Raw genomic sequence first — 15,374 nt, 5'->3', positions numbered from 1 at the left:
CCTGGCTGCGGCCCGGGGGCGCCCTCTTCTGGAGAGCGCCCCCAAGCCGCCACCGCGGCCATCACCTGCCCTTCGTGCCTAGCGGGTGTGGCACTGGAACTGAATCGGACGGTTTGTTTACTGGACGCCGAGCGAGGCGTAGTCGTACCGGCCGTTGTACGCGTCGGACGTGTAGACGTTCTTCAGGCGGCTGCTGCGCCACGAGATCGTCTTGTCGTAGACGAAGGGCAGGTAGACCGCGGCCTCGGAGACCTTCTGGTTCATCTGCTTGTAGATGTCGCCGGCCTTGGCCGGGTCGGTCTCCGCGATGGCCTGGTCGAACAGGCCGTTGATGGCCGGGTCGTTCAGCTCGGAGAAGTTGTTGTTACCGCTCTGCAGGATGAAGCGGCCGTCGACCAGCGGCTGGGAGAAGCCCTGACCGGTCGGGAAGTCGGCGCCCCAGCCCATGATGATGATGCCGTAGCCCTTCTCCTTGACGACCTTCGGCGAACCGATGATGCCGGAGGTCTGGGCGCCGTCGAACTGGTCGATCTCGGCCTCGATGCCGACCTGCTTCAGGGCGTTCTGCAGGGAGACGGCCGTGGCGACCTCGACCGGCTTGTTGTTGCGGACCGCGATGGTGGTCTTGAAGCCGGTCTCCTTGCCACAGGCCTTCAGAGCGGCCTTGGCCTTGTCGACGTTCGGCTTGCCGTCGTTCTTCAGGACCTCGTACGGGTCGTACTTGCCGTCGGCGCCCTTGATGCCCAGCGGGAGCATGTTGGGGGCGATGTCGCCACCGGCCTGCGGGCCGCCGCGGGCGGTCTGCAGGGACTTCTTGTCGGCCGCGTAGATGACGGCCTTGCGGCACTCGATGTTGTCGAACGGCGCGACGGTCTGCGGCATCACGGCGTACCGGATGAAGCCGGTCTGGCCGTTGTCCAGGTTGTCCTTGTGGTCCTTCAGCGCGGTGGCGCGGGCCGCCTGGCCGATGCCGGTCGCGTTGATGTCCAGGTCGAACTCGCCGTTCATCAGGCGCTTGTCCATGTCGTCCGCGTTCGCCATGAACGTGACGGAGATGGAGTCCGGGAGCGCCTTGCGGATGGTGTCCGACTCGGGCTTCCAGTTGGTGTTGCGCGAGAGCTTCATGCTCTTGTTGGGCTCGTACGAGTCGATCTTGTACGGGCCGTTGGAGAAGGGCTTGAGGCCGTACTTGGCCGCGGTGTCCTTCTCCTGCTTGACCGGGCTGGCGGCCGGCATGGCCAGCATCTGCTCGAAGTCGCCGTTGGGCTGCGGCAGCTTGAAGATGATGGTCTTCGCGTCCGGGGTCTCGATCGCCTTGAGGCCGAGCTTGTCCGGGGCGGTGTCCTTGTACGGACCCGGGTACTCGGACTTCGGGTCGAGGACCTGCATCAGGTAGACCGGGCCGCCGGAGATGACGTCCTGGGCCCAGGTGCGCTCGATGCCGTACTTGATGTCCTGGGCGGTGACGGGGGTGCCGTCCTCCCAGGTCACGTTGTCCTTGAGGGTGTACTTGTAGGTCTTGCCGCCGTCGCTGATCTCCGCGTTCGCGGTGGCCAGGTCGGGGACGAGCTCGGTGCTCTTGCTGCCCGGCTCCGCCTTGAAGCTGACGAGCTGGCGGGTGTAGTAGCGGGAGAAGTCCCACATGAAGCCGTAGTAACCGCGCTGCGGGTCCCACGAGTCGGCTTCCTGCGTGCCGACGAACTTCAGCTCGCCGCCCGGCTTGGTGGACGCGTTGGCGACCTTGCCGATGGCGGCGTTGAAGCCGCCCGCCGCTGCCGGCTTCTCGTCCTTGGTCTTGCCGTCGTCGCCGCCACAGGCGGTCGCGGACAGCATCGTCGCGAGCACGACGGCCGTGCCGGCGACGAGCCTGCGCTTGGACATGCGATGGGTAGTCACGATGCTCGCAACCCTCCGTTGTGATTCCGGTACGAAGCCGGGTTCCGGTGTGCCCTGCGGTTCTGACCTACGGGGTGCCCTGCGGGATGACCTGCGGGGACGGCTAGCGGGAGCCCTTCGGGTCGAGTGCGTCGCGGACGCCGTCGCCGAAGAGGTTGAAGGCCAGCACGGTGATGAAGATCGCCATGCCGGGGAAGATCATGAAGAGCGGGTCGTCCTCATAGGTCCGCACGGCCGTCGAGAGGGTCTCGCCCCAGGACGGTGTGGGCGGCTTGACGCCGACACCCAGGAAGCTGAGCGCGGCCTCGGTCAGCACGTTGGTGGGGATCATCAGCGTCGCGTAGACGGTGATCGGTGCGACCAGGTTCGGGAGCAGCTCGCGGAAGAGGATGTACATCCGGCCCGCGCCCAGGCTCCGCGCCGCTTCGACGTACTCCCGCTCGCGCAGCGACAGGGTCTGTCCGCGGACGATGCGGCCGATGTAGGGCCAGCCGAAGAAGCCGATCACCAGGACCAGTACGGCGATCCGCAGGCCCGATCCCTCGAAGCCCCAGAGCTTGGCCGGGACGACCGAGACCAGCGCGATGATGAAGAGCAGCTGCGGGAAGGCGAGCAGCAGGTCCATGACCCGGCTGATGGCCGCGTCGACCCAGCCGCCGAAGTAGCCGGCGACGATGCCGAAGAAGGTGCCCAGCGAGACCGCCACGAAGGCGGACAGGAAGGCGACCAGCAGCGAGATGCGCGCGCCGTAGACGATGCGGCTGAACACGTCGCGGCCGTTGACCGGCTCGATGCCCAGCAGGAAGTCGCTGCTCATGCCGCCGTAGTCGCCTGCCGGCAGGCCCAGCAGCGGGTCCAGCAGGTCTTCGTGCAGTTCCTCCGGGGGGTGGCCGAACGCGCTGACGATCAGCGGCGCGAAGAGCGCGACGAGGATCAGCAGGAGCACGACGAAACCGCCGGCCAGCGCGACCTTGTCGCGCTTGAGCCGCATCCAGGCGATGCGGCCGGGAGAACGGCCTTCGATGGCCTTGGCGGGGACGTCGGCTACGGACACGGGTGCGGGTGTCTCCGCGCTCATGTCGTGCAGTGGTGCCGTCATCGTGGTGGGGACCCCTCTCGGCCGACGGGTGGGCCGGCCCATGCCCGCCGCTGTGGCGGCGTTGGTGCGGAGTGGCGCTCGGAGTGCGAGGTAGCTGGTGCGCGAATTTCCTGCGGCGGGACAGTCCTTGGAGGACTGACCCGCTCTTGGGTGGGGAGTCTTCATCGGGCGCTCGATCAGCCGCCAGACCCGCAGGTGAATGGATGCGCAACCGTGATCTGAGGGTCGAGTTCCCGTTATCCGGACTTCACTGTCGTCTCAGCGGAGCAAGACATCCCGTTCGGCAGGAAATCGGACATGGCGCCCAACTCGGCCTACGAGCATGCCTATTGGGCGTACATCAACGTCGAAATCAGGACAACGCAAAGGCCGCACGGAACGACTGTTCCGTGCGGCCTCGGGCGTCTTGGCCCCAATGTCTCAACGAGCGGGACGTCTCAGTAGGCGGGCGCCTGTCCCTCGCGGTCGTAGAAGGGACGGGTCCGCGCGCGCAGCCACATCGCCACCGGATCGTGTTCGTCCGCGAGCGCGACCGTGCACACGGGCACCCCCTCGGGGACCGCTCCGACCGACTGGCGCATCATCTCCCGTACGGACTCCAGCGCGTGCGCGGAGGCGTCGTACAGGTCGAGCCCGACGGCGAGGTACGGGGACCCCAGCGCGGGCTGCACCCAGGCGCGGCGCAGCGAGCGGACGGCGGGCGTGCGGTGCGCGTGCTGCGTGAGCAGCCCGTAGAACTGCGGCAGCTCGATGGCGGGCTCGGACAGCCGCAGCGGGCCGGCCGGCATCCGGTCCAGCCCGGTGGCGATCCGGCGCAGGTCGGCCCAGGGAATGCCGACGCCGCCGCCCTGGGCGTGCGGATTGAGCCACAGCCCCCAGCGGTCGGGGTAGAGGGCGCGGGCGATGTCCCGGCCGGTGACCACCTCGTACCCGCGGTTCCAGCCGCTGGCGGCCAGCTCCTGCGGGGAGGTCACGCAGGGCGCGTACCCGAGGCCCTCGACCTCCATGCCGCCGTACTGGGCCTCCGGGGAGCCGGGCTGCCCCTGCCAGAGGAGCATCCACAGCCGTCCCTCGGCCAGGGCGTGCAGGAGGGACTCGTAGCTCTCGTAGCGCCCGGGAGTCACCTGGCGCAGCATGTGCTCGACCTGCCCGACCGCGGCCGTGCCTGACGCACTCACCCGGTACCCCTCTTCGTCTGTTCGTCCGCCCGTCGTCCACGCGTGTCGGCCACCAGCTTAAGCGTCACTACGGCAGGTAGAAGGGGCGTACGCGCGTGGTGATGAAGTCCACGACCGGGTCTTCGGCGGCGTCGAGCAGGATCAACTGCACCGGCCAGGCCGGTGGTACGCGGGTCAGGGCGCGGCCCAGCGCCTCCATCGGGGCGTTTCGCATGCCGGGCTCCCATCCCACCAGATGGACTCCGATGTAGAGCTCCGGCGAGCCGCCCTCCACGCTGGCGAGGCAGCGGTGCGCGGAGGCGACGACTCCGGTGGCCCGGAACTCCTCCGCGGCGGCGGTCAGGAACTCGACCGGGTCCTCCTGCCAGTCGGGCTCGAAGAGCCGGACCCGGCCGCCGGTGGCGGGGCCGTCGAGCGGGCCGCCGCCGGTGCGGCAGAGCTCCGCGACGGCGGGCGGGGGCAGGGGCACGCCGACGGAGCCCTCGGGGTTCACCGCGAGGCCGAGCTGCGGGGGCAGGCCGCGGGCGAAGTCCACGGCGGGGGCGACGGCGAAGTCCATGGCGGGTCCGGCGCAGGCGCGGAACTGCTCCTCGGAGCTGTAGACGGGCACGTACGCGGCGCCGTCGATCTCCATGGTGGGCAGGCTCAGGCTGTTCACCCCGCCGGGCAGCGGGATCCACAGGTGGCTGCGCCCGAGGACCTCGAGGATGCGCCCCCCGGCGCCCTCCTGTCCGAGCGCCGCCCCGAGCACCTGCTCCAGCTCGTTACCCGGCCACATGTACGTCTCCGCTCGCTTGCCCTTGGTCTCGCCCAGAGATTAACGGGCGCCTGCGACACCCCGGCCGGGGGCCGCCCGTGACGGAACCACCCGCGCGCCGCATCCGCCCGTGCCCGATCCGCCCCCGCCGGGGCCGCTCGAGCCGGCACCCCCTCGCGCCGGCCGCCGCCCGAGCCGGCCGAAGCCGCCGCTAGTGGAAGCCGATCGACGTCAGCCGGGACGCCGCCGGGCGGTCCAGCAGGGTCACCGACGCGCAGCCGGCCGGCGGGTGGCCCGCCTCGGCCTCGCGCAGCAGCCGGGCCACCGCGCCCCGGTGCCGGGCGAAGGCGTACGCCGACACGCCCCGGCCCCGCGCCGCCTGCCCGGCCCGGGCCTCCTGCGCAGTGGTGTCCAGCAGCACCATGTGCAGCGCGCGGCCGCGCCGCCGGGCCGCGGAAGCCAGCAGCGCCCGTACCCAGCTCTGCGTGCCGCAGTCGTGGACGACGGCCGGGGCCCCGGAGCGGAGCACCCGCCACAGGCCCCAGTAGTGCGCGATCCGGACCGCCGGCCGGTACACCGCGTAGGGCAGGGCGGCCGGCATCCGGCGCTCCCAGCGCTCGCGGGCGTCCTGGGAGTCGATCCCGCCGCCCTCCGCGGCCCGCTTGATCAGGGTGGTCTTGCCGCCTCCGGGCAGTCCGGAGACCACCACGACGTCCCCCTCGGCGAAGCGGAGCCGCCGCGGGCCCTCGGCGCCGCGCAGGTCCCGTACCGCTCCGGGCTCGCCCGCCGTCCCGCCCGTCGTCCCGCCGGCCGCGGGATCCCGTACGAGACCGCGCTGCGACGGCACCGACGGCACCCCGGCCACCGCTCCCTCGACGGTGCCGGTGCTGCTCGTCGCCGCCAGTACTCCGAATCTCCGCACAGTGCTCGCCTCCCCCGCGACGGGTCGCCTGGACCCGGTCCCTCTGAGTGTAAAGAGACGGCAATCCGGTGCCTCCGGTTCCGCTCCGGTTCTGCTCCCGGTCCGCTCCGGGACCGCTCGGCTTGCGGACCCCCTCCCCCATTCAGCCGCACGCCGTGCAATGATGTGCGCCATCTGGACACCTAACTGCATACCGGCCGCTTGAATCCGCGCGGGAGAGTCCCGGCACGCCGCAAGGCGGTGCCCGGGCGCCGAAGGAGCAAGTACCTCCCTTGAATCTCTCAGGCCCCGTACCGCGTGGATGAGGCAGATCTGAAAAGCGAGCCGCGCCACCGCCCGTCAGGGCGCCGGCGACGGCTCCACCCAAGGTGCAAGTCGATGACCTTCCCCTGGAAGCGGGGAACTCTCGGCGAACCTCTCAGGTTCCGATGACAGATGGGGAGGAACTCCTCCTCGTCATGTCATGCCCTGGGACCCGGGAGCCACACCCATGAGCACTGCCCCCCGCCTGACCGCCCTCGATGCGCTGCACCGTCTCCTCGGTGCGACCATGACCGATTTCGCGGGCTGGGACATGCCCCTGCGGTACGGCAGCGAGCGCGACGAGCACAACGCCGTCCGCACCACGGCCGGCCTCTTCGACCTCTCCCACATGGGCGAGATCACCCTGACCGGCCCCGAGGCCGTCAAGGTCCTGGACTACGCGCTGGTCGGCAACATCTCCACCGTCGGCGTCGGCCGCGCCCGCTACACGCACATCTGCCAGGAAGACGGCGGCATCCTCGACGACCTGATCGTCTACCGCCTGGGCGAGACCGAGTACATGGTCGTCGCCAACGCCTCCAACGCCCAGGTCGTCCTGGACGCGATCACCGAGCGCGCCGCCGGCTTCGACGCCGAGGTCCGCGACGACCGCGACGCGTACGCGCTGCTCGCGGTGCAGGGTCCGGAGTCCCCCGGCATCCTCGCCTCGCTCACCGACGCCGACCTGGACAGGCTGAAGTACTACGCCGGCCTGCCCGGCACGGTCGCCGGGGTGCCCGCGCTGATCGCCCGTACCGGCTACACCGGCGAGGACGGCTTCGAGCTGTTCGTCTCGCCCGAGCACGCCGTGGAGCTGTGGCAGGCGCTGACCAAGGCGGGCGAGGGCGTCGGCCTGGTCCCGGCCGGCCTGTCCTGCCGCGACACCCTGCGCCTGGAAGCGGGCATGCCGCTGTACGGGCACGAGCTGACCACCTCCCTCACCCCGTTCGACGCGGGGCTGGGCCGGGTCGTGAAGTTCGAGAAGGAGGGCGACTTCGTCGGCCGCGCCGCCCTGGAGGCCGCCGCCGAGCGCGCCGCCTCCAAGGCGCCGCGCAAGCTGGTCGGCCTGATCGCCGAGGGCCGCCGCGTTCCGCGCGCCGGCTTCTCCGTGACCTTCGACGGCCAGGTCGTCGGCGAGGTCACCTCGGGCGCCCCGTCCCCGACGCTGGGCAAGCCGATCGCGATGGCCTATGTCGACGCGGCGCACGCCGCGCCCGGCACCTCCGGCGTCGGCGTGGACATTCGCGGTACGCATGAGGCGTACGAGGTCGTGGCCCTGCCGTTCTACAAGCGGCAGAAGTAACCCCGTACCGCACGTCACCGCACTACGGCGCCCCTGCGCCGTCCGCAGGACCTCCGTTCGTATCCACTCCCCCGCATCCAGGAGAATCAGGTCATGAGCAACCCCCAGCAGCTGCGTTACAGCAAGGAGCACGAGTGGCTGTCGGTCGCCGAGGACGGCGTCTCGACGGTCGGCATCACGGAGTTCGCGGCCAACGCGCTCGGTGATGTCGTCTACGCCCAGCTTCCCGAGGTGGGCGACACGGTGACCGCGGGCGAGACCTGCGGCGAGCTGGAGTCGACCAAGTCGGTCAGCGACCTGTACTCCCCCGTCACCGGCGAGATCGTCGAGTCCAACCAGGACGTCATCGACGACCCGGCCCTGGTGAACTCGGCCCCGTTCGAGGGTGGCTGGCTCTTCAAGGTGCGCGTCACGGAGGAGCCGGCCGACCTGCTCTCCGTCGACGAGTACGCCAAGCTCACCTCCGGCAACTGACCCAGGGAACCCTGATGTCTGTACTGAACACTCCCCTCCACGAGCTCGACCCGGACGTCGCCGCCGCCGTCGACGCCGAACTCGTGCGCCAGCAGTCCACCCTGGAAATGATCGCGTCGGAGAACTTCGCTCCGGTCGCCGTCATGGAGGCCCAGGGCTCGGTCCTGACCAACAAGTACGCCGAGGGCTACCCCGGCCGCCGCTACTACGGCGGCTGTGAGCACGTCGACGTGGTCGAGCAGATCGCGATCGACCGCATCAAGGCGCTCTTCGGCGCCGAGGCCGCGAACGTACAGCCCCACTCGGGCGCGCAGGCCAACGCGGCCGCGATGTTCGCGCTGATCAAGCCGGGCGACACGATCATGGGCCTGAACCTGGCCCACGGCGGTCACCTGACCCACGGCATGAAGATCAACTTCTCCGGCAAGCTCTACAACGTGGTCCCGTACCACGTCGACGAGACCGGCGAGGTCGACATGGCCGAGGTCGAGCGCCTCGCCAAGGAGTCCAAGCCGCAGCTGATCGTCGCGGGCTGGTCCGCCTACCCGCGCCAGCTGGACTTCGCCGCCTTCCGCCGCATCGCGGACGAGGTCGGCGCGTACCTGATGGTCGACATGGCGCACTTCGCCGGCCTGGTCGCCGCGGGTCTGCACCCGAACCCGGTGCCGCACGCCCACGTCGTGACCACCACCACGCACAAGACCCTCGGCGGTCCGCGCGGCGGTGTCATCCTGTCGACGCAGGAGCTGGCCAAGAAGATCAACTCCGCGGTCTTCCCGGGTCAGCAGGGCGGCCCGCTGGAGCACGTGATCGCGGCCAAGGCGGTCTCCTTCCTCGTGGCGGCCTCGCCCGAGTTCAAGGAGCGCCAGGAGCGCACCCTGGAGGGTGCGAAGATCCTCGCCGCCCGCCTGGTCCAGGACGACGTCAAGGCCGTGGGCGTGGACGTCCTCACCGGCGGCACCGACGTGCACCTGGTCCTGGTCGACCTGCGCAACTCCGAGCTGGACGGTCAGCAGGCCGAGGACCGCCTCCACGAGGTCGGCATCACGGTCAACCGCAACGCCATCCCGAACGACCCGCGGCCGCCGATGGTCACCTCGGGTCTGCGGATCGGTACGCCGGCGCTGGCCACCCGCGGTTTCGACGCCGAGGCCTTCACCGAGGTCGCCGAGATCATCGCGCAGGCGCTGAAGCCCGCCTACGACGCGGAGGACCTGAAGGCGCGCGTCTCGGCGCTCGCCGCGAAGTTCCCGCTGTACCCGACGCTCTAGGCGCCGGCCTGAGAGGGCCCGGCCTTGTTGTGCACAGGGCCGGGCCCCTTTCATGACCAAAGCCCCAGGCGGATGCGACCTATTGCCGCTGATTCTTCCAATAAATGGCAAATAGGCTCCGAATAAGGAACGACCGCACCCCCTGGCAGGACGGACAGCACACCCCATGGACATGAGCGCAGCGAACAAGAAGGGACTCAGTCTCTTCGCCCTGATCATGATCGGGCTCGGCTCGATCTTCGGATCGGGGTGGCTCTTCGGGGCGGGCCAGGCGGCCGCGGTCGCAGGACCCGCGGCGATCATCGCCTGGGTCATCGGTGCCGTCTTCATCGGCATGATCGCCATGTCCTACGCGGAAGTGGGCGCGGCCTACCCGCTGCCCGGATCGATGGCCCGCTTCGGCACCATCTCGCACGGGCCGGTGCTGGGCTTCATCACCGGCTGGGCGGTCTGGATCGCCATCGCCGCGCTGATCCCGATCGAGTCCATCGCCGGTACGCAGTACATGTCTTCCTGGAACTTCGGCTGGGCCAAGGGCCTGGTCGAGAACGGCGGCCTGACCACCTCCGGCATGGCGATGGCGCTGTTCCTGACGGTGGCGCTGTGGCTGGCCTGCTACTGGTCGGTCGCGCTGCTCGCCAAGGCGAACAACCTCCTCACCCTGGTCAAGTTCGCCATCCCGGTGCTCGCCGTGATCGCCCTGATCGCCTCGGGCTTCCACACGGGCAACTTCACCGACCACGGCGGCTTCGCGCCCAACGGCTGGTCCGCGGTCATGACCGCCGTCACCACCTCCGGCGTCGTCTTCGCCTTCAACGGCTTCCAGGCCGTCGTCAACCTCGGCGGCGCCGCCAAGAACCCCGGCCGCGCCATTCCGCTGGCCCTGGTCGGCGCGCTCTCCCTCGGCCTGGTCATCTACCTGGCCCTGCAGATCGCCTTCATCGGCGGCGTCCCGCCGGAGAAGCTGGCCGAGGCCGGCGGCTGGAGCGGGATCAACTTCTCCTCGCCGTTCGCCGACCTCGCCAAGATGCTGATGCTCCACTGGGTCGTCACGATGCTCCAGTTCGGTGCCTTCATCTCCCCGTCCGGTGCCAACATCGGCAACGTCGCCTCGGCCTCGTACATGGCGCAGAACCTCGCGGACACCGGCTTCTTCCCGAAGAAGATCCGCGAGGTCCACCCGAAGTACGGCACCGCCCGTCCCGCGATGTGGCTGAACCTCGGCTTCTCGATCCTGCTCCTGGTCACCGTCGGTCACAGCTGGGAGGCCCTGGCCAGCGTGGTCTCCGCCGCGATGGTGGTCTCGTACCTCATCGGCCCGATCGCGGTCGGCGTCTTCCGCAAGACCAAGCCCGAGCTGCCGCGCCCCTTCCGCCTGCCGGCGGCCAGGATCCTCTGCCCGATCACCTTCGCCTTCGCCGCCTGCGCCCTGTACTGGTCCAAGTGGCCGGACACCGGCAAGGTGGTGCTGCTCACCCTGGTCGCCGCCCCGATCGCGGCCGTCGTGCTCAAGCGCAAGGGCGAGAAGAACCTGGCCAGGCAGTTCGCCCCGGCCTGGTGGATGATCGCCTTCCTGCTGTGGCTGGGCACCCTGTCCGCGCTCGGCAGCACCGAGTTCGGCGGCTACGGGTTCATCCCGGGCGGCGTGGACATCGCCCTCGTGGGCCTCTCGGCCCTGGGCTTCTACTTCTGGGCCGTACGGTCCGGGGTCAAGGCCCACTACGCGGGCCTGCCGGGCCCGGACCCGGTCCTGGACGCCCCCGCCGGGGAGGCCGACGCGGCCGACGCACCGGAGCGCGAACTGACCCACGCCTGAGCACCCCCGTCCCGACCCGTCCGGCGGCCGAGCTGTTCACCTCACCGCGTTAAGCTCGGCTGCCGGACAAAATCCGCAGATCACCACTGATCAACCCGATCAACCAGATCCGCCCCTCCTGCCCACGCTTCCCACCCACGAGCAGACATAGGAGTCCGCAACCGTGGCCATCTCCGTCTTCGATCTCTTCTCGATCGGCATCGGTCCCTCTTCCTCCCACACCGTCGGACCGATGCGCGCCGCGCGCATGTTCGTGACCCGGCTCAAGAAGGACGGCGTCCTCGCCCAGACCGCCTCGGTCCGCGCCGAGCTCTTCGGCTCGCTCGGTGCCACCGGGCACGGCCACGGCACCCCCAAGGCGGTCCTGCTGGGCCTGGAGGGCCACTCCCCCCGCACCGTGAACGTGGAGACCGCCGACGCCGAGGTCGAGCGCATCCGCCAGAGCGGCCGCCTGCGCCTGCTGGGCACGGAAATAGGTGACGGCCACGAGATCGCCTTCGACGAGCCGAACCAGCTGATCCTGCACCGCCGGCGCTCGCTCCCGTACCACGCGAACGGCATGACGCTCTTCGCGTACGACGAGGCGGGCACCCCGCTGCTGGAGAAGACCTACTACTCGGTGGGCGGCGGCTTCGTCGTGGACGAGGACGCGGTCGGCGAGGACCGGATCAAGCTCGACGACACCCCGCTGAAGTACCCCTTCCGCAGCGGTGACGAGATGCTCCGCCTGGCGAACGAGACCGGCCTGTCGATCTCCTCGATGATGCTGGAGAACGAGAAGGCCTGGCGCACCGAGGACGAGATCCGCGAGGGCCTCCTGGAGATCTGGCGCGTCATGCAGGCCTGCGTCTCGCGCGGCATGTCCCGCGAGGGCATCCTCCCCGGCGGCCTGCGGGTCAAGCGCCGGGCCGCCTCCACGGCGCGCCAGCTGCGCACCGAGGGCGACCCGATGATGCACCGCAGCGAGTGGGCGACCATCTACGCGATGGCGGTCAACGAGGAGAACGCGGCCGGCGGCCGCGTCGTCACCGCGCCCACCAACGGCGCGGCCGGGGTCCTGCCCGCCGTCCTGCACTACTACATGAACTTCGTGCCGGGCGCCGACGAGGACGGCGTGGTCCGCTTCCTCCTCGCCGCGGGCGCGATCGGCATGCTCTTCAAGGAGAACGCCTCGATCTCCGGCGCCGAGGTCGGCTGCCAGGGCGAGGTCGGCTCGGCCTGCTCGATGGCGGCCGGCGCGCTGGCCGAGGTCCTGGGCGGCACCCCGGAGCAGGTCGAGAACGCGGCCGAAATCGGCATGGAGCACAACCTCGGCCTCACCTGCGACCCGGTCGGCGGCCTCGTCCAGATCCCCTGCATCGAGCGCAACGGCATGGCGGCGGTCAAGGCCGTCACCGCGGCCAAGATGGCGATGCGCGGCGACGGCACCCACAAGGTCTCCCTCGACAAGGTCATCAAGACCATGAAGGAGACGGGCGCCGACATGAAGGTCAAGTACAAGGAGACCGCCCGCGGCGGCCTGGCGGTCAACGTCATCGAGTGCTGACCCGGCATTCCGCGTGACCCCGCTCGACACCGATGGGGCGTGACTCTTCGAGTCACGCCCCATCGGGTTTTCCGGGCTCGGACCAGGAAGGCGACGGCGGCCGCCTCCGCATGGGTGGGTTACGCCAGTAACTTCGTTCGAGATTGGGTGGGATGTGAGGTTTAGCGGTGAGTTGATCACGCTTGAGGGGGAACAAGGCACTCTGGGCTGGTTTCTTGATGATCACCTGCGCCAGGGTGGGGACACGACGTCGCGTCCACACCCCCGGCGGTCGGCCAACCGTCTTGGACCACAGCCGTTTTGCTTAACTGGAGGACTTGAAACATGGCAAGCACCCGCAGCATCCGCGTGATGGCGGCCGCCGCATCGCTCCCCCTCGCCTTCGCGCTCCTCTCGGGAGTCGCCCAGGCCGACAACGGGGCCGGTGCGGCCGGGACCGCGTCGAACGCGGCCCTCGCCGGCATCCTCGGCAGCGGGGTCGGCGGCAGCAACCTCGGGAACTCCTCCACCGCCCAGCAGGTCGCCTCGGGCTTCGGTGCCTCGAACCAGAACAACGGAGCCCAGTCCAACGGATCCGGCTTCACCGCGATCGGCCAGTCCAACGCGCACGAGTCCTTCATCTTCAACCCGCTCCCGTAGTCCCGGCCGGGGCCCCCGCCCCGGTCGCGCACGTCCGCCGAGCCCCGCCCTCCCCCCCGGAGGGCGGGGCTCGGCGCATCGGGTGAAGTCGGGCCGAGCGGCCCGGCCGGACGGGACCTTTGGCAGCGGAATGGCGGGCCGGGGGTGGGCTAGCTTGCCCGAGTGGGCATGTCGCGCGTGCGTCGGCGCGACCCCACCCGAGAGAGAGGCGCCCTCATGGCCGGCACCGAACACCGCGTCCTCCCGCTCCGGCTCGAGGCCGCACCCGCGCCCGTCCCGGTCCGGGGCGTCTTCTTGTACCGCACGGACCGGCCCTACGAGATCTCCCTCGACTTCGAGGGTGCCGGGATGCACCTCGCGCACTGGGTCTTCTCCCGGGAGCTGCTCCTCGACGGCCAGATCTGCGCCACCGGCGAGGGCGACATCCAGGTGTGGCCGCGCTGGAAGGGCACCGAGCCGCGGGTCTTCCTCGCCTTCAGCAACGGCGAGCAGTCGTGCGTGGTGTCCGCCCGGGCCAAGGACCTACGGGAGCTGTGCCGCCGGATGACCGAGCTGGTGCCGCGCGGCCAGGAACACCGCCACTACGACCTCGACGCCGAGCTGAGCGCCCTCCTGCCCAGCTGAACCGGGTGATTCAGGTGAATCACCTGAATCAGGTGAACACGATCAACCGGATGAAGCCGGTGCAACCACGGCCGTACCGGGCGCGTCTTCACGGGTGACACCGTTCCCCGTCTCTCGGAATCGAGGGGACGCCATGATCCGTCCACGCCGCCGGCAGGCCACCGCACTGGGGTTGGGCGCACTGCTCACCGCCATGCTCGCCTTCGCCGCACCGGCCTCCGCCGCAGCCACGACCACCACCACGACCGCCGCCACCACCACTCCGCTCGTCGTCAATGCCCGCTGGGGCGGGCACTGCACGTACGACCGCATGGTCATCGACCTGCAGGGATACGTCCCCGAGGTCACCGTCACCCCCGTCCCGTCCCTGGTCTACGACGGGTCCGGCAAGCCCGTCCCGCTGGCCGGGCGGTACTTCCTGGAGATCCGCCTGAACCCCGCCGCGGGACACGACGAAGCGGGCCGCAACGTCTACCTCGGGCCCAAGCTGCTCAAGATCTACCTGCCCAAGCTGAAGGGCATCGCCCTGACCGGCGACTACGAGGGGTACGTCACCTTCGGCGCCGCCTTCGACACCAAGCCCGCCTACACCTCGTTCAAGCTGCACGCCCCGGAGCGCTTCGTCCTGGACATCGCGCACCCGAACGTCTGCTGAGCACGCCGGCCCGGGGCGGGAGGCGGGACCGGGGCGGGGACCTACCGGTGCTCGGGGTTCGGGAAGTCGAAGCGGCAGCCCGCGTCCCACAGGGAGCGCTGGTTGCCGTGCGCCGGCATCCCGCCGGACCGCTTGAGCAGAGCGGCCAGGTGCATGAGGTTCCAGCTCATGAAGGCCGTGTTCCGGTTGGTGAAGTCGTTCTCGGGGCCGCCGGATCCGGGGTCCAGGTACGAGGGCCCTGGTCCGGCTTCGCCGATCCATCCGGCGTCGGCCTGCGGGGGGATCGCGTAGCCGAGGTGCTGGAGGCTGTAGAGGATGTTCATGGCGCAGTGCTTGACGCCGTCCTCGTTGCCGGTGATCAGCGCCCCGCCTACGCGCCCGTAATAGGCGTACTGGCCCTGCTCGTTCAGGATCGAGGAGCAGGCGTAGAGCCGCTCCATGACCTGCTTCATCACCGAGCTGTTGTCCCCGAGCCAGATCGGGCCGCACAGGACGAGGATGTCGGCGTCCATGATCTGGCTGTAGAGCACCGGCCACTGATCGCTCTCCCAGCCGTGGTCGGTCATATCGGGCCAGACGCCGGTGGCGATCTCGTGGTCGACGGCCCGGATGAGCGAGGTCCGGACCCCGGCCGCCTCCATCACCGCGCGGCTCTTGTCGATCAGGCCCTCGGTGTTGCTGGGCTCGGGCGATCGCTTGAGCGTGCAGTTGACGTAGACGGCGGTGAGGTCGGAGTAGTCGACGGCGGGCGCGGCATCGGGTTCGGCGGTCACCCCACCAGGCTCTGCGCGGCCGGGCGGCCCCGCCAGCGGACCGCACCCGTCCGTGCTCGCCCCGCCCCGGCTCGCCCCCGCTCTCCCCCGTCCGTGCGGAACGGTACGGCGCGGCGCG

The 15,374-nt window shown here is 70.0% G+C and carries 14 protein-coding genes and 1 riboswitch; of the genes, 8 read left to right on the top strand and 6 right to left on the bottom strand.

The window, feature by feature from the left end; genetic code table 11:
- Positions 1 to 117: 117 nt before the first annotated feature.
- From ACODT5_RS46150 to ACODT5_RS46130, 5 genes are all read right to left on the bottom strand, one after another.
- The gene (locus ACODT5_RS46150) at positions 118 to 1,896 is read right to left on the bottom strand and encodes an ABC transporter substrate-binding protein (RefSeq protein ID WP_422524840.1); all 1,779 of its coding nucleotides are present in this window, start codon (positions 1,894 to 1,896) and stop codon (positions 118 to 120) included.
- Between the two features lie 103 nt (positions 1,897 to 1,999).
- Entirely contained in the window at positions 2,000 to 2,995 is a 996-nt protein-coding gene (locus ACODT5_RS46145) for an ABC transporter permease (protein WP_422524839.1), read from the bottom strand.
- Between the two features lie 437 nt (positions 2,996 to 3,432).
- Entirely contained in the window at positions 3,433 to 4,173 is a 741-nt protein-coding gene (locus tag ACODT5_RS46140; RefSeq protein ID WP_385381741.1) for an enhanced serine sensitivity protein SseB C-terminal domain-containing protein, read from the bottom strand.
- A gap of 67 nt (positions 4,174 to 4,240) precedes the next feature.
- Positions 4,241 to 4,951, bottom strand: a complete 711-nt coding sequence (locus tag ACODT5_RS46135) for an enhanced serine sensitivity protein SseB (RefSeq protein WP_422524838.1) — start codon at positions 4,949 to 4,951, stop codon at positions 4,241 to 4,243.
- A gap of 190 nt (positions 4,952 to 5,141) precedes the next feature.
- Entirely contained in the window at positions 5,142 to 5,852 is a 711-nt protein-coding gene (locus ACODT5_RS46130) for an AAA family ATPase (protein WP_422524837.1), read from the bottom strand.
- A gap of 202 nt (positions 5,853 to 6,054) precedes the next feature.
- Positions 6,055 to 6,158: riboswitch (glycine riboswitch) on the top strand.
- A gap of 184 nt (positions 6,159 to 6,342) precedes the next feature.
- Between ACODT5_RS46130 and gcvT the strand changes: the two genes are divergently transcribed.
- From gcvT to ACODT5_RS46090, 8 genes are all read left to right on the top strand, one after another.
- The gene (gene gcvT, locus ACODT5_RS46125; protein ID WP_422524836.1) at positions 6,343 to 7,458 is read left to right on the top strand and encodes a glycine cleavage system aminomethyltransferase GcvT; all 1,116 of its coding nucleotides are present in this window, start codon (positions 6,343 to 6,345) and stop codon (positions 7,456 to 7,458) included.
- 93 nt (positions 7,459 to 7,551) lie between these two features.
- The gene (gcvH, locus tag ACODT5_RS46120) at positions 7,552 to 7,932 is read left to right on the top strand and encodes a glycine cleavage system protein GcvH (protein WP_266904237.1); all 381 of its coding nucleotides are present in this window, start codon (positions 7,552 to 7,554) and stop codon (positions 7,930 to 7,932) included.
- A 14-nt stretch (positions 7,933 to 7,946) separates the two neighbouring features.
- Positions 7,947 to 9,203 (top strand): serine hydroxymethyltransferase, encoded by a 1,257-nt coding sequence (gene glyA, locus ACODT5_RS46115; RefSeq protein ID WP_250746311.1) that lies wholly within the window; start codon positions 7,947 to 7,949, stop codon positions 9,201 to 9,203.
- A gap of 166 nt (positions 9,204 to 9,369) precedes the next feature.
- The gene (locus tag ACODT5_RS46110) at positions 9,370 to 11,019 is read left to right on the top strand and encodes an APC family permease (protein ID WP_422524835.1); all 1,650 of its coding nucleotides are present in this window, start codon (positions 9,370 to 9,372) and stop codon (positions 11,017 to 11,019) included.
- A gap of 163 nt (positions 11,020 to 11,182) precedes the next feature.
- On the top strand, positions 11,183 to 12,565 hold the full coding sequence (locus tag ACODT5_RS46105) for an L-serine ammonia-lyase (protein WP_422524834.1): 1,383 nt from the start codon (positions 11,183 to 11,185) through the stop codon (positions 12,563 to 12,565).
- Positions 12,566 to 12,889: 324 nt separating this feature from the next.
- The gene (locus ACODT5_RS46100) at positions 12,890 to 13,204 is read left to right on the top strand and encodes a hypothetical protein (protein WP_422524833.1); all 315 of its coding nucleotides are present in this window, start codon (positions 12,890 to 12,892) and stop codon (positions 13,202 to 13,204) included.
- A gap of 216 nt (positions 13,205 to 13,420) precedes the next feature.
- A complete protein-coding gene (locus ACODT5_RS46095) occupies positions 13,421 to 13,828 on the top strand; it encodes an SsgA family sporulation/cell division regulator (RefSeq protein ID WP_422524832.1) in 408 nt (135 codons plus the stop codon).
- A 133-nt stretch (positions 13,829 to 13,961) separates the two neighbouring features.
- Positions 13,962 to 14,483, top strand: a complete 522-nt coding sequence (locus ACODT5_RS46090) for an AMIN-like domain-containing (lipo)protein (RefSeq protein ID WP_422524831.1) — start codon at positions 13,962 to 13,964, stop codon at positions 14,481 to 14,483.
- Between the two features lie 41 nt (positions 14,484 to 14,524).
- Here ACODT5_RS46090 and ACODT5_RS46085 read toward each other — a convergent pair whose 3' ends face one another.
- Positions 14,525 to 15,256, bottom strand: a complete 732-nt coding sequence (locus tag ACODT5_RS46085; protein ID WP_422524830.1) for a flavodoxin family protein — start codon at positions 15,254 to 15,256, stop codon at positions 14,525 to 14,527.
- Positions 15,257 to 15,374 lie beyond the last annotated feature (118 nt).

Source organism: Streptomyces tatrensis, from assembly GCF_049310065.1.
Classification (GTDB): Bacteria; Actinomycetota; Actinomycetes; order Streptomycetales; family Streptomycetaceae; genus Streptomyces.
This window is presented reverse-complemented; position numbering and strand designations above follow the sequence as displayed.